The organism is Spirochaetota bacterium (genome assembly GCA_040756435.1).
Taxonomy (GTDB): domain Bacteria; phylum Spirochaetota; class UBA4802; order UBA4802; family UB4802; genus UBA4802.
The window spans coordinates 1-24,681 of sequence record JBFLZD010000049.1 but is presented as its reverse complement, the minus strand read 5'-3'; the positions used below and the strand labels follow the sequence as shown (position 1 = coordinate 24,681).

19 protein-coding genes and 1 tRNA gene are annotated in these 24,681 nt (G+C 37.4%); 13 read left to right on the top strand and 7 right to left on the bottom strand.

The annotated features are described in order from the left end of the window. The first annotated feature begins 219 nt into the window (after window positions 1-219). The 4 genes from AB1444_12740 to fliM all read left to right on the top strand — a co-directional run bounded on the left by AB1444_12740 (window position 220) and on the right by fliM (window position 5,666). Window positions 220-1,779: an FAD-dependent protein gene (locus AB1444_12740; protein ID MEW6527513.1), complete on the top strand. Its 1,560-nt coding sequence runs from the start codon at window positions 220-222 to the stop codon at window positions 1,777-1,779. Between the two features lie 5 nt (window positions 1,780-1,784). Then, on the top strand, window positions 1,785-3,662 hold the full coding sequence (locus tag AB1444_12735) for a glycoside hydrolase family 2 TIM barrel-domain containing protein (protein ID MEW6527512.1): 1,878 nt from the start codon (window positions 1,785-1,787) through the stop codon (window positions 3,660-3,662). A 66-nt stretch (window positions 3,663-3,728) separates the two neighbouring features. After that, window positions 3,729-4,640, top strand: a complete 912-nt coding sequence (locus AB1444_12730) for a hypothetical protein (GenBank protein ID MEW6527511.1) — start codon at window positions 3,729-3,731, stop codon at window positions 4,638-4,640. Between the two features lie 3 nt (window positions 4,641-4,643). After that, entirely contained in the window at window positions 4,644-5,666 is a 1,023-nt protein-coding gene (gene fliM, locus AB1444_12725; protein MEW6527510.1) for a flagellar motor switch protein FliM, read from the top strand. 3 nt (window positions 5,667-5,669) lie between these two features. Here fliM and AB1444_12720 read toward each other — a convergent pair whose 3' ends face one another. After that, the gene (locus AB1444_12720) at window positions 5,670-6,680 is read right to left on the bottom strand and encodes a M23 family metallopeptidase (protein MEW6527509.1); all 1,011 of its coding nucleotides are present in this window, start codon (window positions 6,678-6,680) and stop codon (window positions 5,670-5,672) included. 968 nt (window positions 6,681-7,648) lie between these two features. On the opposite strand from AB1444_12720, the gene AB1444_12715 reads away from it, so the two are divergent. After that, complete coding sequence (locus AB1444_12715) at window positions 7,649-8,500, top strand: flagellin (protein MEW6527508.1); 852 nt, start codon at window positions 7,649-7,651, stop codon at window positions 8,498-8,500. Window positions 8,501-8,571: 71 nt separating this feature from the next. On the opposite strand, the gene AB1444_12710 is transcribed toward AB1444_12715, so the two are convergent. From AB1444_12710 to metF, 3 genes are read right to left on the bottom strand one after another with little or no spacing between them, the layout of a single operon-like run. Then, window positions 8,572-10,200: a putative manganese-dependent inorganic diphosphatase gene (locus tag AB1444_12710; protein MEW6527507.1), complete on the bottom strand. Its 1,629-nt coding sequence runs from the start codon at window positions 10,198-10,200 to the stop codon at window positions 8,572-8,574. Window positions 10,201-10,206: 6 nt separating this feature from the next. Further along, entirely contained in the window at window positions 10,207-11,097 is an 891-nt protein-coding gene (locus AB1444_12705; protein ID MEW6527506.1) for a hypothetical protein, read from the bottom strand. 29 nt (window positions 11,098-11,126) lie between these two features. After that, complete coding sequence (gene metF / locus AB1444_12700) at window positions 11,127-11,990, bottom strand: methylenetetrahydrofolate reductase [NAD(P)H] (GenBank protein ID MEW6527505.1); 864 nt, start codon at window positions 11,988-11,990, stop codon at window positions 11,127-11,129. A gap of 456 nt (window positions 11,991-12,446) precedes the next feature. Here metF and AB1444_12695 point away from each other — a divergent pair, with 456 nt between their 5' ends. The 5 genes from AB1444_12695 to AB1444_12675 all read left to right on the top strand — a co-directional run bounded on the left by AB1444_12695 (window position 12,447) and on the right by AB1444_12675 (window position 18,463). Continuing rightward, complete coding sequence (locus tag AB1444_12695) at window positions 12,447-13,178, top strand: flagellar filament outer layer protein FlaA (GenBank protein MEW6527504.1); 732 nt, start codon at window positions 12,447-12,449, stop codon at window positions 13,176-13,178. Window positions 13,179-13,218: 40 nt separating this feature from the next. Further along, complete coding sequence (locus AB1444_12690; GenBank protein ID MEW6527503.1) at window positions 13,219-14,049, top strand: flagellar filament outer layer protein FlaA; 831 nt, start codon at window positions 13,219-13,221, stop codon at window positions 14,047-14,049. A gap of 325 nt (window positions 14,050-14,374) precedes the next feature. Further along, window positions 14,375-17,071 (top strand): transcription elongation factor GreA, encoded by a 2,697-nt coding sequence (gene greA, locus AB1444_12685; GenBank protein MEW6527502.1) that lies wholly within the window; start codon window positions 14,375-14,377, stop codon window positions 17,069-17,071. Continuing rightward, the gene (gene lysA, locus AB1444_12680) at window positions 17,068-18,318 is read left to right on the top strand and encodes a diaminopimelate decarboxylase (protein MEW6527501.1); all 1,251 of its coding nucleotides are present in this window, start codon (window positions 17,068-17,070) and stop codon (window positions 18,316-18,318) included. The genes greA and lysA overlap by 4 nt, the downstream gene beginning before the upstream one ends. A gap of 61 nt (window positions 18,319-18,379) precedes the next feature. Next, window positions 18,380-18,463: transfer RNA gene (locus AB1444_12675), tRNA-Leu, on the top strand. An 11-nt stretch (window positions 18,464-18,474) separates the two neighbouring features. Here the strand turns inward: AB1444_12675 and AB1444_12670 are convergent. The 3 genes from AB1444_12670 to AB1444_12660 form a co-directional block, all read right to left on the bottom strand. Next, window positions 18,475-19,116: a thioredoxin family protein gene (locus AB1444_12670; protein MEW6527500.1), complete on the bottom strand. Its 642-nt coding sequence runs from the start codon at window positions 19,114-19,116 to the stop codon at window positions 18,475-18,477. A 17-nt stretch (window positions 19,117-19,133) separates the two neighbouring features. Continuing rightward, window positions 19,134-20,117 (bottom strand): FAD-dependent oxidoreductase, encoded by a 984-nt coding sequence (locus AB1444_12665; GenBank protein MEW6527499.1) that lies wholly within the window; start codon window positions 20,115-20,117, stop codon window positions 19,134-19,136. 228 nt (window positions 20,118-20,345) lie between these two features. Further along, window positions 20,346-21,095 (bottom strand): FadR/GntR family transcriptional regulator, encoded by a 750-nt coding sequence (locus AB1444_12660; protein MEW6527498.1) that lies wholly within the window; start codon window positions 21,093-21,095, stop codon window positions 20,346-20,348. A 480-nt stretch (window positions 21,096-21,575) separates the two neighbouring features. Here AB1444_12660 and aroC point away from each other — a divergent pair, with 480 nt between their 5' ends. From aroC to AB1444_12645, 3 genes are read left to right on the top strand one after another with little or no spacing between them, the layout of a single operon-like run. Next, complete coding sequence (aroC, locus tag AB1444_12655; GenBank protein ID MEW6527497.1) at window positions 21,576-23,183, top strand: chorismate synthase; 1,608 nt, start codon at window positions 21,576-21,578, stop codon at window positions 23,181-23,183. After that, a complete protein-coding gene (locus AB1444_12650; protein ID MEW6527496.1) occupies window positions 23,167-24,099 on the top strand; it encodes a bifunctional riboflavin kinase/FAD synthetase in 933 nt (310 codons plus the stop codon). The genes aroC and AB1444_12650 overlap by 17 nt, the downstream gene beginning before the upstream one ends. A 2-nt stretch (window positions 24,100-24,101) precedes the next feature. Beyond that, complete coding sequence (locus tag AB1444_12645; GenBank protein ID MEW6527495.1) at window positions 24,102-24,623, top strand: MGMT family protein; 522 nt, start codon at window positions 24,102-24,104, stop codon at window positions 24,621-24,623. The last annotated feature ends 58 nt before the right edge of the window (window positions 24,624-24,681 follow it).

Sequence of the window (24,681 nt, the reverse complement as noted above, 5' to 3'; positions counted from 1 at the left end):
GAACATCCCCGCCGCCGAAGGCGGCGGGGATGTTCACTATATATTATATTTTGTTCAAATTTTCACATTTAGGAATAATTAATGTTAAATGTCTATCTTTTTTTAATAAATCAATATTGAATTGTTAATCAGGTCAATAAATGTCATTGTATATTGCAATGGCATATTTGATTTAGTATGGGATAGGCAAATTTATATATTTGTATAGTGAAGAGTTATATGAAAGTTATTGTTGAATTATCAGTAGCACCAGATTTCAAAGAAGAAGCATTATCAAAGGAACTATCGCTTTTTTGTGGGTGTGACATAACTTCATATTCTATTTTGCGGAAATCGCTGGATGCCCGCAAGGTGCCTGTATACCATTATCGATGCTGTGTGGATTTACCACACCATGTTGCAACGACACTTATATCAAAAGGCAAAGCAACTCCCTATAAAGAAGAAGAGCCTGTAACAATTCCAAAAGTAAATACCGATAAACGGGTACCAATAGTGGGATGTGGTCCTGCGGGGTTGTTCTGTGCTCTGACACTGATTGAAGCTGGGATAGCCGTGGATATCTATGAAAGGGGTAAAATGCTTGCTCAGCGGCACAGGGATGTTGCAAGGCTTCGTGAAAGTGGGATCCTTGATGTCAATAGCAATGTTGTGTTTGGTGAAGGTGGTGCTGGCACGTATTCTGATGGCAAATTGACAACACGCATCGATAAAAGAGAGATTAAGCTATTTTATGATTTTCTGATACAATTTGGTGCACCATCATCAATTGTGTATGAAGCTAAACCGCATATTGGCACTGACAGGCTGATTGGCATCATTGAAAATATCCGCAATTATATAATACAGAAAAACTGCACAATACAGTTTGGCAAAAAGCTTACCGATATACTCATACATAACGATACACTGCAGGGATGTTACTTTAATAATACTGTGGAGATAGTAACTGATATACTGGTCCTTGCTACAGGACATTCAGCGCGGGATGTATACCAGATGTTGCATACTAAAGGTATAGCTTTACAGAAAAAAGGCTTTGCGGTAGGGGTACGCGTTGAACATCCACGAGAGCTGATAGATGAAATTCAGTATGGTAGGGGAAACAAAAGGTATGGTTTGTATGGCGCAGAATATCAGCTAACATTTAAAGATATAACAGGCAGAGGTGTATATTCATTTTGCATGTGTCCGGGTGGATTTATTATTAATTCTTCGTCCCAGGAAGGCAGATTATGTGTGAACGGGATGAGTTATTCAAAACGCGATGGCACATGTTCAAATGCTGCTCTGGTGGTCACTATTAGGCAAGATGATTTTAAAGATATTTTTGATGGCATTAATTTTCAGATTTTATTAGAAGAAACAGCATATCAAGCAGGTGGTGGTGGATTTAGTGCACCTGCTCAGCGCATTACATCTTTTTTGCAAAATTCGATTGATTCTTCATTGCCGGTATGTACGTATAAACCAAGGATTATTGCCAGTAATTTTAATGCAATTCTTCCTGATTTTATCAGGGAGCCATTACAGAGAGCTATCATGCACTTTGGATCCAGAATGAAAGGCTTTACCACACAAGAGGGGATTTTAGTGGGTGTAGAAACAAGGACATCTTCTCCCATACGGATAGTTCGTGATGAAAGTTTTCAGTCAATTAATTGTAAAGGGTTATTTCCTGTTGGTGAAGGTGCCGGTTATGCCGGAGGGATTGTAAGTTCAGCAGTTGATGGCATACGTGCTGCACAAAAGATATTAACATTATTAGAGAGGGTATAATAGCTATGATTCCGGTATTATTACGATTGAAAAATCCTAATAGTATAGATGACAGACAACATTTTCCAAGACCCGATTTATTAAGGTTACCAACGTACAGTCTCAATGGCCAGTGGGTGGTAGTGCCTGATAAAAAAAATCGTGGGAAAATGTTTCAATGGTATAGTAAGACCAATGTTCAAAAAATACTACAACAATGGTATACTATTGATGAATTTGAATCATATCCTGTTATAGTCCCATTCCCTCTTGAAGCTGATAAAAATAACGAATTTCATAAACAAAGCGGAATAACACCGGAAAAGGTAATAGTGCATAAGCGTTACTGGTATTTCTGTTCATTTTCCATTGAAGATATTACTACTGGAATACTTCATTTTGGTGCCTGTGATTATAAGGCTACAGTGTGGCTCAATGGTAAGCTTTTGGGTTCCCATGAAGGTGGATATACGCCTTTTTGTTTTTTTACTCATTTTGAAGATACAAATTATTTAGCTGTATTGGTTGAGGATAGCATTTCACCATCGCAGGTGCGGGGTAAACAGACTTTCCTTAATAAACCATTTATGGTATGGTATACCAACATAACAGGTATATGGCAGAATGTCTGGATTGAAAAGGTTGGGTCATCATATATCGGTTCAGTTACATGCCAAAGAATGGGAAGTAATGTCCGCTTTGTTATTGATGTGGTAACCAGTGAGAATATTGCAAATGATTTCAGAGTTGAGTTGTTAATCTATGCTTCACAGGTTCATGGTAAAAAAAGTGCATTAAAGACGCCTATCAAGACATATCGGGATATTGTGATGTTTGATGTTTTTAAAAAAGGCCAGGTAGTATTTGAGGTACCCGAATCGCTTTTTACCACCTGGAGCCCTCAATATCCTGCACTTCATCCACTTCAGATAGTCCTGAAAAAAGGGACAAAAGAGGCTGACTGTGTGTATAGTTATTATGGCAGAAGGGATATTGAAATTAAAAACGGTTCTATCCTGTTAAATAAAAAAAATCTCTATCAGCGCTTACTGCTTAACCAGGGGTATTATCCTGAAGGATTGTATAGGCCTGGCGATAGTTCCATGTACAGGACTGATATTGAAACCATGAAGAGTATGGGTTTTAATGGATGCCGTATTCATCAGAAAATCGAAGACCCAAAATTTTTATATTGGGCTGATCTTTTAGGATTTTTAGTGTGGGAAGAAATGCCCAGTTACTATCTCCCATTACCCAAAAATATGAAAAGGCTCTATGTACAGCTTCAGGAGGTTATGAAACGCGATTGTATGCATCCTTCAATAATTACGCTTGTGCTATACAATGAAAGCTGGGGGCTTTATTCCATGTTTTTTTCAAAAAGGGTGCGCGATAATTTACTTGCATTATATACCAGGGTAAAATCTGATTTTGCGGGATACCTGGTGATAGATAACAGCGGATTTCATCATGTAAAAAGCGATATTGCCGATATACACCATTACCTGAAGCGATTTGAAGATATTGAAGAGTTTTATAAAAGGCTTGTTGCCGGTGTTCGCGAGGCACCACTGTGGGCAAATTTTATATCCATGATTTTGGGTAAAGAAAATATACAAACGCCGTATTTAAAAGGTTATGGCGACACACAAGTACCACTTTTCATAAGCGAAATGGGTGGGTTTGGTTTTGGCATGTATCAATCGGAGGCAAAAACCTTAGAAGAAAGTTTTCAGAAACATTGTGCTATACTTGCAAAATTTCCTCAAATTCAGGGTTTTTGCTATACTCAGTTTACCGATACGTTTCAGGAAGAAAATGGCGTATGCACGTTTGACCGTACAATGAAAGCAAAACTTTTGCCCATAATGCAAAAAGTGCTGTCAAAACACATATTTTGGTAACAAATATATACATTACAGTCGATAAAATGAGTAAGGTATAATACTCATTGTACGATAGATAATGATATGAAAAAATTTGGATTGATAGTTGTTTTCATCCTGCTCGCTATTGCTATTTATCCCGAAGGTGGAGACTACCTTACGGTAACACTGGTAAGCCCAAAAATATCCTATGATGAAAATGACGATGTAATTGTATATTGTATTGTCCATAACACTGCAGGTGTGCCTGTTGAATTTACCGTGTATGATGCTCCCTATACCACATTTCAACCTGTGGTATATTCACTTGACGGCAAAGAAGCCCCATTAAAAGTTGAATACCTCTTAAAAAATATTCCAACAGCACAAATGTTAGTTAATGAGCAAGGGCGCAAAATCATATTACAACCTGATGAAAAGTTTGTGTATACAGCATATTGCAATAATTTCTATACATTAACAAAAAATGAAAAATACAGGGTAAAAGCATATTTTTATCCCGATGCAAAGGATGACTATGTTATAAAATCTGCTAATGAATTAACTATTAATATTATACCAGTACCACAGTTTGCCATGCGTACGGGGATTATCAAACATGAACGCAAAGTGACCCCTTCAGAAGTGGTTATGTTGACATTGATGGCTGAAAAGAATAAACAGTGGGAAAATGTTGTTAAATATATAAATATTGAAAAATTTATCTATGCCTATTCAGAATTTGCCAGGCGATATTCAACAACAAATGATTATGACCGCTTGATTGTGCAGCAGGATTTTATTAATTTTATTACGAAGGAACGCCCTGATTATTTGATTGACTTTTCCATAATTGATGAGCAGATAATACCCCAGACCAATGTGGCATATGTGGATGTTAAGGTTAAACGATGGGGGCCACGGTTCCCTGCAATAATGAAATACAGGTACACTTTGGAACCGTATAAGGATTTATGGGTGATAGTTAATTTAGATGCTTCAATAGTTAAGGAATAATCTATGACAGAGATACTTTCACAGGATGAAATTGATGCCCTATTAACTGCCATCTCAACAGGAGAGGCGGATACGACAGATTACACTGCTGTAAAAGAGCAGCGTAAGGTCAAAATCTATGATTTCAGGCGCCCTGATAAGTTTTCCAAAGACCAGATACGAACCTTACAGATGATGCATGAAACCTTTGCGCGTTTGACCACTACTGCTCTGTCAGCACAATTACGGGCGCTTGTCAGTGTACACGTTGCTTCGGTTGACCAGCTTACCTATGAAGAATTCATCCGTTCCATACCCAATCCAACAACTTTAGCTGTCATTAATATGGACCCATTAAAAGGTTCTGCGGTCCTGGAGATAGACCCTTCAATTACCTTTACTATAATAGATAAACTTTTTGGCGGTACAGGCGAATCCACCAAGATTAGCCGTGAACTGACTGACATTGAGTTATCTGTTATGGAAGGCATTATAGTGCGAATACTGGGAAATCTTCGTGAAGCATGGTCAAATGTCATAGATTTGCGTCCACGCCTTGGTAATATTGAAACCAATCCTCAGTTTGCCCAGATTGTACCGCCAAATGACATGGTGGTTCTTGTGACTCTGGAAACAAAGGTGGGCGAAGTTGAAGGGATGATGAACCTGTGTATACCCTACATTACCATAGAGCCAGTTATTTCAAAGTTATCTGCTCAGTACTGGTATTCAAGTATCCGTAAAGGTGCAACTGATGAAAATGCTGCTATAATTCAAAGCCGTCTTGAAACGGTAGAATTGCCCATAGTGGTTGAGGTTGGTGAAGTAGAAATAACTATGGAAGAGTTACTTGCCATTCAAGTTGGTGATGTGATTAAACTCCCCAATACTAAGATAAATTCAGATATGACGGTAAAAGTAGGCGGAAGAAAGAAATATAAGTGCCGCCCGGGGGTTATTGGTAACAGGGTTGCAGTACAGATAGGCGAAAAGATAGAAGAAATCCCTGATGAACTGCTTGTCAGCAAGCGAAGTGAAGAAGAATAAACGTTATTGATTAACAACTTTATTTAAGTAGGGAAGAGGATCTACAAACTCTGTTCCAATTTTAATTTGATAAAAACATATATGGCGTGTAGCATTGCCAGTTTTCCCAACATAGCCAATGACTTCACCTTTAGTAACCTTTTGTCCTTCTTCAACAGTAACCCTCTGACAATGGGAATATACTGTAACAAAACCATATTTATGTTTTACCGATACAGACAATCCTAACTGGTTATCCCATCTTACAGATTCAACAACACCTGGTGCAGTAACTTTAATAGGAGCGCCCGGGAATGATGCTATATCAACACCCTCATGAAATTCTTTCTGGAATGTGTAGGGAGATGTCCGTATCCCATATCGGGCAATGACAAAGCCATCTACAGGCCACATAGATGGGGTGTTTTCAATAACCTTACGCCGCTCGCGCATAAATTTCTTAATATCTTTAAGAACGTCTTTTGCAGTTTCTAAATCCTGTACCATTTCCTCAATGTTTAAAATTTCGATAGGTGGAGAGGGCTGTTCCTGCTCAACATCAATATTTTCAGACACACCGCCTTTTGCCCACAGAGTATCAGCCCTGTTACCCGGTGTTAATGAATAGAGGTACGATAGTTCCGGTTTTAATCGCTGGAATATATCATATAATTTATTAATTTCTTCTTTATACTTTGCTATCTGAATTTTAGAGTTTGAACCATACATCTTCAGCCGGGACACCTCTTTTATTGTAGATGTATGATTGATGATAAAAATTGATGTTAAGGTTAATATAAGTATTAAAGATACAATAATACCCGTCAGTGCAAAAAGAGTAACATGTAAATTGACAATCTTTTTCTCTGAATGAGGAATAACCATAATGGTTAATCGCTCATTTCCTCTTTTTTTAATAGATTCCCACTGAGTTAACAGTTTATTGCGGATATGACCCCACCTCTCAGATATGAGATCTTGTAGTTGTTTCTGGAGGTCACTTATATTTGACTCTTTGAACGGATTCAATCCCATAAATTTACAACAACCTTTTTGTGGTATTTGAGATGTATTAGTATAGTATGAAACATTAAAATATAAAACATGCTATATGCTAAAAATAGCCTACCTATTCTAATATTCGACTAAATATTGTCAAGTTTATTCTTTTTTTTAGGCATTAATGATAATATTTCAGAAACTATCCCTTTTAAAAAGGGAACTAAGATAGCTCATTACGAAATTTGAAGATGGTGTTTTACTTAAAAACTATAAAATTATTTTCATTAATAACTTTAGAGTAATTGCTATGCAACGTGGAAGGAATGAAAAAATGATAGTAATAATTCCTTAAAAAATTTCATAATGAAAATAGGGGCCGTCTCAAAAGAAACGGGTAGGGCATGCAATGGCGTGAGCGCAATGTCATTGCGAACGAAGTGAAGCAATCTCAATGCCGCTCAAAAGCAAGATTGCTTCGTCACTTCGTTCCTCGCAATGACAGGAAGGCAAAAGTCATTGCAAAGAGGTGTCTTTTGGGACACCCACTATTTTATATTTTATTCAAATTGCCACATTTAGGAATAATTAGTGAAAAAATGAAATAAATTTTTTTAAAAAATTTCTAAAGCAAAATTTTCAGATTCCGAAATGATGATTAAGGGAAAATATGTATAAATTTTACTAATATAGATAAAAATGAATGAAAATATGCCATATATTGCTATAAATGGTTTTAAATAGATATAAATGGATTTAACAGCCTTTAATAATGTGGATATTACTACCGAACATCACTATAAGCTGTAAGGTTCTTTGAAAACTTAAATTAAGTAGCTGCAACGCCATGTACTTCATTTTTAAAGATGGAGCATTTGCCAGTTAAAATGAGGGACAGGGGGTTGTAGTGAAACAAAAAAGGGTATTCCCTTTTTGAAGATCACCAACCCGGTTTTACCCCTGATAGGGAGATCAGGGAAAATTTAACACAAAGGAGTGTGTGTATGATTATTAACCACAATCTAACAGCCATTAATTCTAACAAGGTCCTGAAGTTTAAACACTGGGACGTTGACAAATCAATGGAAAAGCTATCATCCGGTATGCGTATCAACCGCGCAGGAGATGATGCTTCAGGTCTGGCTGTTTCAGAAAAAATGAGGACTCAGATTCAGGGTTTGCGTCAGGCTGAACGAAATACTGAAGATGGCATGTCGTTTGTACAGACTGCTGAAGGGTATTTGAATCAGACTGCAACAATTCTCCAGCGAATCAGGGTTCTGGCTGTACAGTCTTCCAACGGTATTTATACGCTTGAAGACAGACAGCTCATCCAGGTTGAAGTATCAGCTCTGGTTGATGAGATTGACCGAATTGCATCCCAGGCTGAATTCAACAAATTTAAACTTTTGCTTGGTGATTTCTCACGAACCAATCCAAAGGCAAGTATGTGGTTCCATATGGGCCCCAATATGCATCAGCGGGAAAGAGTATACATTGGAACCATGACTTCATTGGGATTGAATTTACGAGAAAAAACCGGGAAGTTTTTGGCAAATCTTTCAACTGCCGAGGGTGCCAACAGAACTATTGGTATCATAGACGAAGCCTTGCAGAAGATAGCCAAACAGCGTGCTGACTTAGGTGCTTACTATAACAGATTAGAACATGCAGCAAAAGGCTTGATGAATGCGTATGAAAACATTCAGGCATCTGAAAGCCGTATACGCGACGCTGATATGGCTGAAACAATGGTAGACTTAACCAAGGATCAAATTCTTGTACAGAGTGGTACTGCGATGCTTGCTCAGGCAAATTTACGGCCACGAACAATCTTACAGCTTTTAGGAACATAATATAAAAACGCCGACATAGAGCAGGGAATACCCGCCCAAAACAATAAACCCGCCCAAAGTGGCGGGTATTTTTATTTGTGCGACAGCTCTTCCAATATTCTTAAAATTTCAGGTAACAGCTGTTTTTTACGGGATAAAATGCCAGGAAGGTTGTACATATGTGGGCCACGAGGTGAAAAACTTAGCTTTTGTTCACCAATAAATTCAGTTGAGAAAAGGATGCTGTTCTGAGTGGTGATATCAGTTACCAGTAGGAGTGCCCAGTGAACATTTCTACTTTGTGCATAGCTGGAAAGAGCGGATAGTAAAGATTCTTTAACGCTTTCAATATCATCAAGTGTAATAACCTCTACCTGAGATATGGCTACCGATATGCCATATTCCTGGTATATTTTGCAGTCATTGCTTACCGCATATAGAGGGTCAATAGTTTTAAGGCTTTCAGTAGATGACAGAAGCTTCTTCCCATATTCTTCATAGTGTATACCTGCTATCTTTGACAGCTCTTCCAATGCTTTTTTATCAATTTCAGTGCTTGTAGGTGATAAAAGCATTGCAGTATCAGATAATATTCCACTGCATAAGAGCAATGCTATGTGAGGTTCTGGTTGTATGGCATTATACTTATAAAGCTCATAAACCAGTGTACAGGTACTTCCTACTGGTTTAGAATACACAAATATTGGAGTAGTGGTTTTTATTGCTCCCAGGCGATGGTGGTCAATGATTTCAATGATTTGTGCAGTCTCGGCACCTTCAACTGCTTGTGATAGTTCATTATGATCAACCAGTATCATTTTTTTTGCATAGTGCTTAATGAGATCAGAACGGGTGATGATACCGTTGAGTTTACCATTGTCACATACGGGAAGTCCACGATATTCACTGTTTACTATTTTTTCACGGGCTTGTTGCACAGTGTTATGGGGCAAAATAGTATCTGACTTTTTCATGATATAATGGCATGGAATGCTTAAGGTAAGCAGGCGTAATGTATTGAATGTATCTAATTGTGAAAGATATACCCAGCCTGAATAACTGGTGGTATTATAATTAAAATCCTGTGTACCGGTCACTATAATTGCAGCAAAATTGTTTTTCAATGCAAATTCAATTATTGATTTGCGGTTTCCAACAATGAGTACAGTGTGTTCTGGTTTTACGTTTTTTAATACATTGAGAGATTGGGCTGATTCCATTGCACCAATAACTATATGGCCTTCAAATTCTTCTTTCTGGCCCTTTTTAATGCAATGTCCGGGAATGGTTGTAGCAAAATTAGCAGGTTTAAAGTAATAGAGTGGTTGTGCAGTGGAAGTAGCAGAAAAGTAAAACTCTGCCAGCTCTGCAAAGCTTACGACCCCTTCATAGTAACTATCGCCACTAACAACAGGTATTATGCGCACACGGTCTTTTTCAATGTGTGTTACTATTGAAAGTAAGGGATCGTCAGGATGGGCAGTTATGACATTACGGGTCATTATATCGCTGACTTTAGGATATACATCTTTCAGCATTTCCGGGGGCTGAAGATTAACCTCTTCAAAAACAAATCGTGTTTGCCTGTTTACGTTGCCACAGCGGTACGCGGTGTAACGGTTATGATGGTCAATAATGTTTTTCAGGTGTGCATAGCAATATGCTGCACATATTGAATCAGTATCAGGATTTTTATGGCCAATGACAATAATCTCTTCCATAAAAAATCAGTGCTCTCTTTCCAGGATTGTTATAGCTTTGGGATACACTAAGGCTGTAATTGCGTAAATTTCCCAAGCAAATGTTGCAAAACCAATATATCCCAAGATGGGCATTTCAAATAATTTAATGTGTGGGAGTATAGGAACGGTGTATATCCATTTTGTTGCCGCCCACCAGTTCCAGAATTCCCATAAGTATCCGCATAAAAGTCCGGCAACTATTAGTGCTAAAAGTTTAGAATATTTACCCAGCACAAGCTCAGCATAAAGGGAAGGACGGTTAAGGAGATAGTTAAGCGGTTCCAGAATGAAGATAAACGCAAGCCATATAAAACCTGCTGTAAATTCACTGTAAAATGTATTGGCAGACCATGAAAGCCATATAAAAAGATCAGGGTCTGCTGCTCTATTTGTGTAATACATTGAAAAAGGGATTATTGGTATAAAAAGAAATAATAATCCTATGATAAAGGATGCAATAAGGAAAGAAGATGTCAGGTGAAACTGCTTATATAGAATTTTTGGTATGATTGTTACTATAATACCATACACTAAGAGGACCCCTGGAAATATTGTTGCAAATGCCCATAGATAACCAAGGTATCTGAAATGGAGGGTTTGCAGTAAACCCTGATAATGCCAGTTTGAGAAAAATATATTGAACCACTCAAACATCCACCAGGATAGCACTGAAATAAATGCTAATTTTCCCAGTGCCCTGTTTTGGATTAATGAACGATTGGTTTTAGCAAGTATTCCGTCGGTTAGCAGGATTAACCCTGTCCATAAGGTTGGGGTTGCCCATATAGTTATGGTACGAATATCCAGCAATAAACATAGTTGCATGAATAATATAAGTACGATTCCGGTATAAAAATAAAAAGGATATGATTTCATAAATACTCCTTAAAACTCAGATTAGCATGTTATCCATGCCAGAATTCATCCAGTATTGATTTAACTGCTGCAGATTTATTTAATGGATAAAAATGAAAACCGGGCACGCCATATGATTGCAATTCTTTACATTGGTTAATGGTGAATTCTATACCAACTTTGCACATATCATCAGGGAGAGTGCATTTTTCAAGTTCTTGCAGTAGTGTTACAGGCATGTCGGGATTGCACATTGTGGTTACCTTTTGAAGTTGTGCCATATTTGTTAGTGGCATGATGCCGGGGATGATAGGAATGCTGATACCGGCTTTTGCTGTTTTTTCCATAAAGGTATAGAACTTGTCATTGTTAAAGAAAAGCTGGGTAATGATGAAATCAGCCCCTGCATCAACTTTTTTCTTCAAATTTTGAATATCTGTATCTAAATCGGGTGCTTCAATATGGCCTTCAGGGTATCCTGCAACTCCTATGGTAAAATGATCCATGGTGCGGATAAATTCCACAAGCTCACTGGCATACCTGAATCCTTCTGGATGTGGTGTGAAATGCTTTTGCCCTGCCGGTGGGTCGCCACGAAGCGCCAGGATGTTGTTAAAACCCAGTGATTGCACATGGTTAAGATAGCTTGCAATATCATGCTTACTTTGTCCAACGCAGGTAAAATGAATTAACGGTTCAATTGAAAATGTGGATTTTATACGGGTTGCTATCTCTAATGTTTTTTCTCTGGTAGATCCGCCAGCACCATAGGTAACGGAGATAAAATCTGGTTTAAAGCTTACCATGACTCTTAGCTCATTAAATAAATTTTCTTCACCAATGGGAGTTTTTGGCGGAAAAACCTCAAAAGATAACAGCGGTTTTTTTTGCTGTAAACGAGTAACGATATTCATTGTTTTCTCTCACATCCGTAAAATGTAATGCAATGTATAAATAACTAAAATACGTATACCTGCATTGTCAGTAATAAATGTTTAAAGGTAACGCAAGTGATTTTACGTTATGACACAGGATAACAGTGAAACGTGTAGAAATGATTTATTAATGAGATAAAAAAATCAATAATTATTACAGATAATTGAACGAATATAAAGAAATAAAATATTAATTTCTTGACATGTGTAAAGTAATCTTGCATACTATCGATGTCAGTTATTTTTGAATACAAGGTAATTGTCAATCATAGCTGGCATCAATAATTTTTACTATATTCACTATGATATCAAATTATTATTAAATTTCTTTACTTTTTTTTCCGATTATGTATATGATATCATAGTAATATGATAGTGGTGAAGTAGTATAGTTGCGTATATTGTTCCATAATCTTTTTTATAAAGGAGTCGACAATGAGAAGGGAGGTCAAAGCTTTTATATTGTCGCTTGCCATCGGTAGTCTTGTATTAATTGTCGGTGGAGGCAATATAATGGTGCAGGCGCAGGAAGCGCAGCAACCAAAGAAACAGCAAACAGGTTTAGTTGAAGACTGGATGGATGATTTTGAAGCATGTGAGGACTGGCGTGCAGCTTCAACATGCCCCATAGGTGACACAAAAATCAGGAAAATACCTGGAAAACCCCGTCCTATAGATGATAATGGAAATGAGATTAACTATCCTGATACAATAACTGACGACAATGGTATTACTCATGAGAATAAATTTGTTTTAGGTGTTAAAACATATTATTTAGATAGGGGATATGACAGAGTTGAAGTATTCCCGCCAAATGAATATATCATCCGAGGAAAAGCTAAAGAAGTTAAAGTATGGGCTTTGGGCAGAAAATTCAGGCATACCCTTTTTATCAAACTTCGCGATTATAAAGGAACAATTCATAAAATTAAAATAGGAAGGCTTGATTTCTGGGGATGGAGGGAATTATCTGTTGTAATCCCAGGCTGGCTGCCTCAGAGTCCGGGATATGCATTGCTGGACAAGAACCTGCATTTTGTTTCCTTTTTTGTTGAAAGTGATCTTTATGAGGTTCCAGGGACATTTTATTTCTATCTTGATAATTTCAGAGTCATTACCGATCTGTCTGAATTCACTGGTGATACAAGCATCAGAGATAACTGGTAAAAAGCATGATGACCAAATATGAGACCTCGGAGGCATTAATATGAAATATACACGATTTATAGCAATATGTGTTATGATAGCAAGTGTGGTGTTTGTAGGGGTTTTCCCCCAGAAAGCACAATCAAGAATTGTTACCAATGTTCAGCCTGATATTAGTGCTGAGCAGTATAACGCACTTGTTGTGGAAGATTTTGAAACACCCTCAGATTGGGTTTTGGAGACAGTCCCTAAAAAACATCAGGACCCCAAAAAAGATCCTGTACCAGTACTGGAAATGAAATATGTTGATGGTGGACCAGCTGACCTTATTCCGGAGAAGTGGAGCCCTCTTAATAAAGGACTGGAAAAGAAAAAATGTTTAGGTCTTCACTTTAAATTTAAATATCCCGGATTTAATTCTGTTCATATATTACCGCCTTTGGAAGTTCGCTGGGATGATCCAACACAAAAAGTATTAACGTATGACTCTCGCTCGGGTCAGGAAGTTCAGGAACGTGCTATACAGCTTCCAGGAAGAGCAAAAGCAGTTTCTGTATGGGTACATGGCAGAGGAAACAATTATGAACTTGAGGTGTGGGTGAAAGATTATAAAGGTGATGTCCATATATTGAAAATGGGTTCATTGAATTTTGTTGGTTGGCGACCAATGAAAGCATATATTCCTGATTACGTGCCACAGGAAACCAATTCCTATCCTCAGACACGAGTTACCAAAATTGTGCGTTTTGTAGTCAGGGCAAAACCTGAAGCCGGAAATGAAGATGTATATCTATTTTTTGATCAGATAAAAGTTCTTACTGATACATTTGAGGTCAATTTTGACGGACAGAATCTCCATCAATTAATGGAAAAAGGTGGGGGAGCAAAATAAATTTTATCATTAAATTAATAAATCCTTTAGACAAAAGGAAGGGGTGTCTTAAAAAGGCACTCCTTTTTTACTGAATAATAAGAAATAAGATTAAAACTATAAAAGTTCTTGCTTTTTTGTTATAGAAAATTTAGAGTATACCAAATTACCTGATATAGTATTACTTCCTTCCTTTATAATAATTGTGGGCTAAATTTTTTGATGCATAAACTTTGAAGGGTGAGGTAGTATTTGAACAAAATTGAAGCAATGGATAAATCTATACAATTTTCATAATATGTAGTATGAAGATATATAATACTGTGTTTAATTATGAGGGGCAGATATGGAAAAGGAAAAGTTGATTGAACGTGTCAATTCAATGTTTAAAGAAGAGATGTGGGGAAGACTTGACCCAAAAGATGTTGGTATATCACGTTTTAGAATACTTGATGACCTCTTCAATTCGATAGTTGCTGCAGGTATAGTAAAAGAAGTTAGGGATATATGTAAAGAACACATCCAGAGTCATCCTGATTCTATTGTTGCATCATATCTCATTGGTTTAACCGGATATCATCTTGATATTATAGATGATAAAATGGAAATGCGACGGCTCATTGATATGTATCAAAAATATCATAAATGGGTCATTGTTGAACTACTATCGGAAAAAGTCCTGGAATATGGGGAAAGCAGTTTTGCATTAAAATCATTAGCAACTAGCCTGGAGCGATTAGGAAGAAGCAAAGAAGCCATTCCGGTTTGGGAAAACCTGCTGAAAATAGATAGATTTGATGCTGAAGTGGCAAAAAAATTAGCTGTTGCCCTGATAGATGAGGATAAACCAAAAAGTATCCAGTACATGAAGCTTTCAATTGAAGGGCATATCAAAAATGGACTTTATGATGAAATTGCTGACCTGTGGAATAAGCTTGTTCAGGTATCTTGGGAAGATATTCAGTTTTTTGAAAGAATTGAAAGGATGCTCATTGAGGCACGTCAGTATGAACTGACATCTTCACTATTAAAAGTATTACTTCACAAATATAAAGATGAAGAACATCCTGACCAGTCAATTCAGATACTGAAGAAGATACTGGAATATACACCCAATGACACAGCAGCTCGCAGGGAACTGGTAAAATTATATGAAAAGAAATACGGTGCTCATTCACAGTTTCAGCTATTCCTGAAGTTATCAAAACTTAACAATTTTAAATATCCCGTAAAGCATGCCATTCAGGATTTTGAAAATAGTATAATTTTTGATAAAGGCCATTATGTGCGGCATAGAAGCTGGGGTGTGGGAAGAATTGTAGATATTACTCCAAATAACATAATAATTGATTTCAAAGAAAAACCTGGACATCAGATGTCTGTTCAGATGGCGCTTCAAGCATTAACGCCACTTAAAAGCGATCATATCCAGGTATTAAAATATGAAGACTATGAAGGTCTTAAAAAGCTTTTTGAAGAAGATTTCCTGCAGTTTTTTGAAATTCTTATCCGTTCATACAATGGCAGTATTGCATTAGCAGATGTTAAAAAGGAACTGATTCCGGATTTTGTAAGTGAAAAGGCATGGGCAAAATGGTGGAGTAATAAAAGAACTGAAATTAAAAAGTCACCTTTATTTGGCATTTCGCCGGAGAAAAAAGATGTTATAATAATGCGTGATAAGCCGCTGACGTTTGCCGATGAATTGCTTGATAATTTCCTTAAGACCGATTCATTTACTGAAAAACTTGATGTTGCCATTGAGTTTGTCAATAACATTGATGCGGGAGAAGGAGTTGCAGTAGCTCAATTCTTTGTAGATTATTTTTCGGGAGAACTGAAGGGAGATTCAGTTACCAGAAAGATCCTATCATATTTTATTTTGAACGGATTGAGCAAGTTTATAGATGCTAAAAAGCTCAAACTTGATCAGGCATATAAGAATATAGTTACAATAGTGAAAGAATCACAGGATCTTCCATCAATTTCACGTAAGATTGGTTCTTATGATTATAAAAAGGATTTAATCAATCTGATTAAAGAAGCTAGAGAAGACTGGGCCGATATCTATTCACAAATTCTTTTTGAAACACCAGTCCGAATACATAAGTATATTGTTAATATTTTAATCAGATCACATGAATATGGCATAATTAACAGGTTTGTGGAAAAGGCGCTTATTGGAGCTAAAGAATTCCCTGAAATATTTTTATGGGTAGCCAGAAACCTTCTTACAAAATCATGGGATTATGAGTGGCTGGATTATTCCCGCGAACAACTGGTGCTTACGTTATTCAGATTAATGAATGAACTTAAGAAAATTGAACAAAAGGGAAGCAAACTTAAAAACATAGCGCTGGACATTATATTTGATAATGATGCCGCCGTATTAAAAGATATTGTTAATGCATTTGACATTCAATTTTTAGGGAAAGTATATGATATCGTTGGCAGTATTCCCTATATTGAAGATTCTATGCGTGATAAATTTTTAGAAATTATTAAATCACGCTATCCCGAATTTAAACCATTGCTGAAAACTACAGAGGAAGAATGGAAAGTTGATGCTGAGGTGCTGATAACAACACAGGAAGGATATGCGCGGAAACAGGAAGAGCTTAACAGGCTGGTCAATGTTGAGTTGGCTGCAATTTCAAAAGAGCTTGCGAAAGTTTCTGATGCAACAGGAGATGTGCGTGAAAATGTGGAATATAACGCCTTGCTTGAAAAACAGTCAATACTTAAACGAGATATTAATAAACTGGAAAGCGAGATTAAAAAGGCTCAAATCCTTGATTTAAACACTGTTTCAACGGATAAGGTTAATATTGGTACTGTTGTCACAATACATGGAGATGGTGAAAAAGAAACCTTTGCCATTCTTGGACCATGGGATGCTGATTTTGAAAAACGAATATTATCCTATCGTTCACCTATTGCGCAGGCGCTACTTGGCAAGAAACAAGGTGATGTGGTAGAAATACGAAAAAATGAACAGATTAAACAATATACCATCGAATCGATTGAGAAGTATAAACCATGAACTCATTCAGAGAATATTTTACATACCGCAATGGGATACTATACTGTGAAAATGTTTCATTGGAAGAGATAGCAGAAAAGTATGGTACTCCTGTGTATGTCTATTCTTCAAAATGCTTTATTGACAAATTTACACAGCTTGATAAAGCATTGTCCAACCACCCACATCTTATTTGTTATTCAGTAAAGTCTAATTCAAATATTAATATTTTACGAATGATGCACAGTGCGGGTTGTGGAATGGATGTGGTGTCAGGTGGAGAAATATACAGAGCTATGGCTGTAGGGGTCAAACCTGAAAAAATTGTTTATGCAGGTGTTGGGAAAACGCAGCCTGAGATTGAACTTGCCCTGACAACAGGGATACGTATGTTCAATTGTGAATCTTTGCCTGAAATTGAAAGAATTAATGCGATAGCTCAAAAGTTAAACAAAACTGCACGTATTGCAATACGAGTAAATCCAGATGTTGAAGCTAATACCCACCACTATATTACAACAGGCAAGAAGGAAAATAAATTTGGCATTTCGATGCAATTACTACCACATATGGTAAATGCTATAAAGAATATGTCCCATGTACAATTGACAGGACTCCATGTTCATATAGGGTCGCAGATTACTGAGGTTGAGCCCTTTGAAGAAGCATGCAACAGGGCACTGGAAGTAATGACGAAACTGAAGGGGATGGGGGTTGAATGTACAACATTGAATTTAGGTGGTGGTTTTGGCATTCAGTATAATGATGGGGATTCGCTTGATATCGATAGGTGGGCAAATGTCATTGATCATGCAATTAAAGATAAAAATATATTCTTGATTATTGAGCCCGGAAGGTATATTTCCGGAAGCAGTGGTGCACTCCTAACACGTGTACAATATAAAAAGAAATCTGATACAAAAACGTTTATTATTGTTGATTCGGGGATGCATCAATTAATCAGGCCAACATTGTATCAGGCATATCAGCATATTGCAAATGTAACCTTGCGTGAGGGGAATGAGATAGTTGATGTAGTTGGTCCTATATGTGAATCAGGGGATTTTTTTGCTAAGGATAGGGAAATTTCGTATACCCAGCAGAATGACTGCCTGGCGGTGTTATCAGCAGGGGCATATGGTATGGCGATGGCTTCCCGATATAATTCACATCCATTGCCAGCAGAGGTTCTGGTAGAGGGCAATACACACAAGCTCATCCGTAGCAGGGAAACATATGAAGATCTTATTGCACGGGAAAGAGTTTAACAGTTAAATTTTTTATTTGACAAATATATAATGTGATAAAATCAATACTTATAATAGTAAAGCCGCGATGGCGGAATTGGTAGACGCGCCAGGTTCAGGGTCTGGTGGGCGTACGCCTGTGAGGGTTCAAATCCCTCTCGCGGCAATTTTTATTCCTTATATCTTCTCAATCATATCAAGAAAAACACCAATTGGCTGAGCACCTACAAATTCATAGATATCATTGATTACCACTTTAGGTACTGAAGAAACATTATGTTTCACTGCCAGTGGTGTAAAGGTGGTACTTTCTATCATGTCAGCAATGATGTTTGGGTTTTCAATGGCCATTCTATGAGCTGTTGCCACCGCACCTGGACAATAGGGACATGTTAGAGTAACAAATACCTGTATATGAATTGGCTTTGTAATCTTTTTTATACGCGATAGTATAGCATCAGGTAATTGTTCTGTTACACCAGATACTTCAACACAGGCAGCAATAAATGAGTTAATTTCATATCCTGCAGGTATACCAAAAAAACGTACACCTTTAATGTTCTTATTTGCATTGGTAACAACAATGGCAGGGATTTTATCAATCCCAAATTCTTTAGCAGTATCTGCATTTTTTACCAAGTCATACACGTTGAGTGTAATTTTATCATTAAGGCTTGCAATCTCTTCTACAAACTGATGTGTAGTCTGGCAGGTGGGACATTCAATTTCCTGAGTAAAAAAATTAATAACAATTGGGTTTTTTATTTTCGATAGTAACTCAGTAAGTTGTGACTTGACCTTGTCATCAAAAAGTGCCATGCTATACCTCCTGTAAATTATTTATTGGTTAATACGTAGTCACATGCTGATAATGCTGCCTTTGCACCTTCGCCTGCAGCAATGATTATCTGCTTATATGGAACTGAGGTAACATCACCAGCTGCAAATATCCCTGGACGGGATGTCCTGCAACTGCAATCGATAATGATTTCACCATATTCATTCAGGGAGACAACATTTTTAACCAGCTCAGTATTAGGTAACAGACCTATTTCAATAAAAATTCCTTGAACCGACAATGTATTTTCTTTTTTGTTTTTAATATCATTTACAGTAACCGATTCCACTGCGCTGGCTCCATGAATTGCCTTAATTTCATGTTCATACAGTATGGTGACATTGGTGAATTTTGATAGTTCATCAATAAGCACCTTATCAGCAGTTAATGCAGGCAATAGTTGAACCACTGTTACTGATGTTGCAAGTTTAGCCAGATCGATTGCAGCTTCAATGGCTGAATTTCCGCCACCAACAACAATAACATCTTTGTCCTTGAAAAGTGGAGCATCGCAGATAGCACAGTATGCAACACCCTTGCCAGTAAGTTCCGATTCGCCCGGGACATTGAGTCTGCGCCATCGTTTGCCGGTGGTTATAATGATTGATTTTGCCTGATAGACATTCCCATCTTCACATTCCACTTTTTTAATATTTCCATCTATAACTTTGGTTGCCTTGTATCCCTTAAGAAATCCTATCTCAAATTGTTCTACCTGTTCTTTGAATCGCTGCACCAGTGATATGCCTTCAATATGCCTGTAGCCCATATAATTTTCTACTGTTGATGTTTCGGCAACCTGACCTCCAACATCCAGTGTTATCAGACCTGTTTTAACTCCTTTGCGCATGCAATAGACTGCAGCGGTCAATGCTGCTGGCCCGCCACCAACTATCAACACATCATATAGTGTTGAACTATCGAGAGGAACAGTCCGTTGCTCAATTGTTTCAAGTCCAGGAAGATTAAAAGTTAATTCCATGGGAACTCCTTTTTTTAGGCATTCTTAACTTGAAATAGTAATAAAAAATTTATTAATCGTCAAGGAATAAATTTTGTGTTCCACTTTGTGCAAATATGGTGCATTCAATGAAGTTTAGAAAATAAGGAAATAATTACTATAAGATATAAACAAAAAGCAGCTTATATGAAAATAAATAAAGATGGGCACAGTAATGTATGCCCATCTTTATTTTATTAGGAAGATATTTTATTTTAATATTTTTTTCAATGTGCGCTCTAAATAGTCTATGTGCTCAACAACTGCTTCGCGTGCCAGATCCGGTTTATGTGAGTTTATGGCATCCAGAATCTTAATATGGTGTTCATAAATATCGTTTGATGTGTTTTTTACTTTGGACAATTTTTCACGGCTATAGGGAAGAACTCCCCTCAAGATAGTTGATATTGCATTGAGTATGTGCGCAAAAATGGTATTGTTGGTTGCTTCATAAAGGTGATTATAAAATTGCGCATAGAATTTACCACCTTCACGCTTTTGTATCAGGTTTTCTACCCCCATCAGTTCAATCTGAGTTCTAAATGAATTTAGTTTTCTTCTTTGTTCCTCATTTGCGCGCAAAGCTGCTAACGCTGCAGCTTCAGCATCAATGATGCGGCGTACTTCCAAAAGCTCCCATATTTTTTTATGGTCAATCTGTATTAAGCCTTCTATTGGGGTTTTGATTGCATCATCCACAACTGACTTTACATATTTGCCTTTTCGGCCTTGCGACTCAATATACCCCTTGGCTTCTAAAAGCTTCATTGCTTCACGTAATGAAATACGGCTGATACCAAAGCGCCGTGTCATCTCCAACTCAGATGGAAGCCGATCGCCTGGTTTTAAAACACCGGAAGAAATGAGTTCAATAATTTGTGAAACCACCATGCTTGGGATATCAGGAGCCTTTTCAATCTTATTGATCATTAGCTGTATGCCTTTATTTCGTGCTGCCATGTATTAGATCTCCTTTTTTTGTTGATAGTGTATTGTTAATTTTTTTAAAAATAACTTTTTAAAAAAGCTGTATTTGGTAATATCGTAATACATAATATAATAATAAATTATTTATGTCAACCATATTAATATTGCAAAATAGTAGAGCGATTTATACAAATTAATATAATTAAAAGAACAGAAAAATTATTGTATTATTATATCATTACTAGACAAACAATCTAAAAAAAATATGATTTGATTTATTGTATGTCAATGTTTTCAATTTGTGTAATATTGTTACCATACAGATGGTATTGAAAGAATAGATAATTATCACTAGGTATTATTTATCTCTTGTGTGAAAACTAAAGCTATATGCAATGGTATGTAAACTATTCTATAAAGGTATAAAAAGTTTTAATTGACGTGTATTTTTATATACCCTGTATTGATTGAAGATTTTAAATATATCCGGTATGTGGAGGATGCTGATAAACCATGAAGATAATTGTTACAGGCCCCAAAGGAGTGGGGAAATCAACAATTGGCAAGAGAATAGCTGAAAAATTACATATATCGTTCTTTGAAACCGATGAGATGATTGAATCCCTTTTTGAAGAAAAACATGGCAATAAAAAAAGTTGCAGACAGATTGCAAAAGATTATGGGGAATCGTTTTTCAGGGAACTTGAAAAAGAGACAATTAAAAAAGCTGCGTTATACGATTGGTGTGTCATAGCTACTGGTGGCGGAGCAATGCTTTTTCCGGAAAATAGGATATTGCTTAGAAAAGAAAGTTTAATAATTTTGTTGAAAGCTGATATTGGTTTATTATGGCAAAGGATGCAGGTTACCGGTATTCCGCCATTTTTACAGGGAGATAATGCGTTCGATAACTATAGTCACCGTGTTCAAAAAATATATGAAGCCATAGAACATATGAGTGATATTATTTATACGGTAACAAAAGAAAATGAAGATATTGCTCATGAGGATTTGATACACCAGATATCCTTTGTATTATCGCACTGTATGAATGCACCAAATACATTTGGGCAGGTGCTCAAGGTCACTACATTTGGTGAAAGTCATGGGAAAGCATTGGGGGCAGTTGTGGATGGGTTAAAACCGGGAATCCCATTATCTGCAGATGATATTCAAAAGCAGCTTGACCGTCGTAAACCTGGCCAGAGTTCTGTCAGTACTCAGCGGAAAGAAGCTGATAGTGTGGAAATTGTTTCTGGTTTGTTTGATGGGAAAACCACTGGAACACCATTGTGTATGATTGTGTATAATAAAGATCAGGATTCCAGAGCATATGAATCTATTAAAGATATATTTAGGCCTGGTCATGCAGATTTTACATTCTGGCACAAATATGGGATACGGGATTATAGAGGAGGAGGAAGGTCATCCGGGCGTGAGACAGTGGGAAGGGTTGCTGCGGGAGCTATCGCCCTGAAAATGCTGAAAGAAAAAGGTGTAACTATAGTGGCCTATGCTGATGAAATTGCTGGCATAAAAGGAGAAAAAGTAAATATTGATTTTATAGAAAAAAATCCTGTGCGGGCTGCCGACCCGGACAAAGCACATGCAATGGAACAGGCTATCAAGCAAGCTCAGGCTGAACATGATTCTGTGGGTGGTATTGTTGCATGTGTTGTTAAAGGATTGCCTGCTGGTTTGGGTGATCCAGTGTTTTATAAGCTGGATGCGCGGCTTGCAATGGCTGTCATGTCTATTGGTGCGGTAAAAGGTATTGAGTTTGGAAGTGGGTTTGGTGCTGCACGCAAACGGGGCAGTGAAAATAATGACCAGATGAGCGATGGAAAATTTTTGACTAATAATGCAGGTGGTATTTTAGGCGGCATATCAACAGGGCAGGATGTTGTGATGCGAATTGCAGTTAAGCCAACGCCATCCATAGCAAAGCCACAGAAGACCATGGATATATACGGGAATACCGTTGATGTGGTGGTTAAGGGCAGGCACGATCCCTGTATTGTGCCCCGAATTATTCCGGTTGTTGAGGCAATGGTTGCTCTGGTGCTATATGATGCGTGGCTACTTCAGGAGAGGATAGGTCATTATGACGGTACTGTATAACGTATCTGAGCGTGATGAAGTTTTTAAAAATCCTGTAATTACCATAGGAAGTTTTGATGGAGTTCATAGCGGGCACAGGGCTATATTTGACCGTATGCTGGAACTTGCGCAGTCATTAAACGGGGAAGCGATAGTCTTTACATTCAGTGAACACCCCCGGAAACTTTTAACACCACACACGCCACCCAAGATATTGACAACAGCTGTTGAAAAAATCCATGCAATTGAACAGGCTGGTATCAGCAATATTGTCATGATGCCCTTTACCCATGAGATTGCAGCTCTAACAGCAGAGGAATTTTTATATAAGATTGTTTTTTACCATATAGGGAAAGCACATATTGTGGTAGGATATGATCATGCGTTTGGGAAAGGAAGGCAGGGAGATTTTGAATTTTTAAAAGGGTTGGCATTACGTGAAGGGTTTATAGTTGAGCGTGTTGAACCGGTTTGTGTACAGTCGCGCCCGGTATCTTCATCATGGATACGCACCGAGATTGAGGATGGAAACATTGGACTGGCAAATATGCTTTTGGGGAGACCCTATACCTTACGCGGTACCGTGGTCAAAGGGCAGATGCGGGGGCGGCTTTTAGGATATCCTACAGCCAACATTTTCCCTGATGATCCCGATAAGATAATTCCAAAGGATGGAGTGTATGCAGTAAAGGTATACACCAAAGGCAAGCTGTATCATGGTATGCTTAACATTGGTACCAACCCAACATTTGAAAACACTGAACGAACAATTGAAGTTCATATATTTGATTTTGATGCAGATATTTATGGCCAAACCCTTGAGGTGTTTTTTATTGAACGCATTCGTGATGAGAAGCGGTTTGGTTCTGTTACTGAACTTAAGGAGCAACTGCATAATGATAAGCTGACCAGTGAAAAAATATTAGCTGGAGGCTGACCATGCGTAGTAACCTGGAATTCTATACGTACTTGAAATATTCACTGTATGAATCTGTTACGTTTTTTGATTTCAGGATATATATTTTTGGGAGTAAAGAAACAATTAAAGCAATTATGTTCGATAGTTACTGTGAAAAAGATCTATGGAAAAGTATAATCAATTCAGCTCATAAGGGTTTAACGCCTGTAATCAAAGAAGCAATACAGTATTTTAAGCAGTATGAAAGAAAGATATTTGTACAACCTCCACAATGTGATTTATCCCTCTACACATATAATGAGCAAAAAGTTTTGAAGGAATTACTTTTGATGCAACCTGGCAAAACCATATCGTATGGTAAACTTGCAGCACAATGCGGTTTTCAAGGGGGTGCACGGTTTGTGGGAAATGTAATGGCTAAAAATATGTTTCCTGTTATGTATCCGTGTCACAGGGTAATCCGGAGCGATGGGGATATTGGCAATTACAGTGGGGGCATAGGGATAAAGGAGTTTTTGCTTGAATGGGAAAAGGATAATTAGCTCCCCTGAGTAAAAAAATGAGAAACGTGTAACATAGAAGGCTGTAAAAAAAATTAAG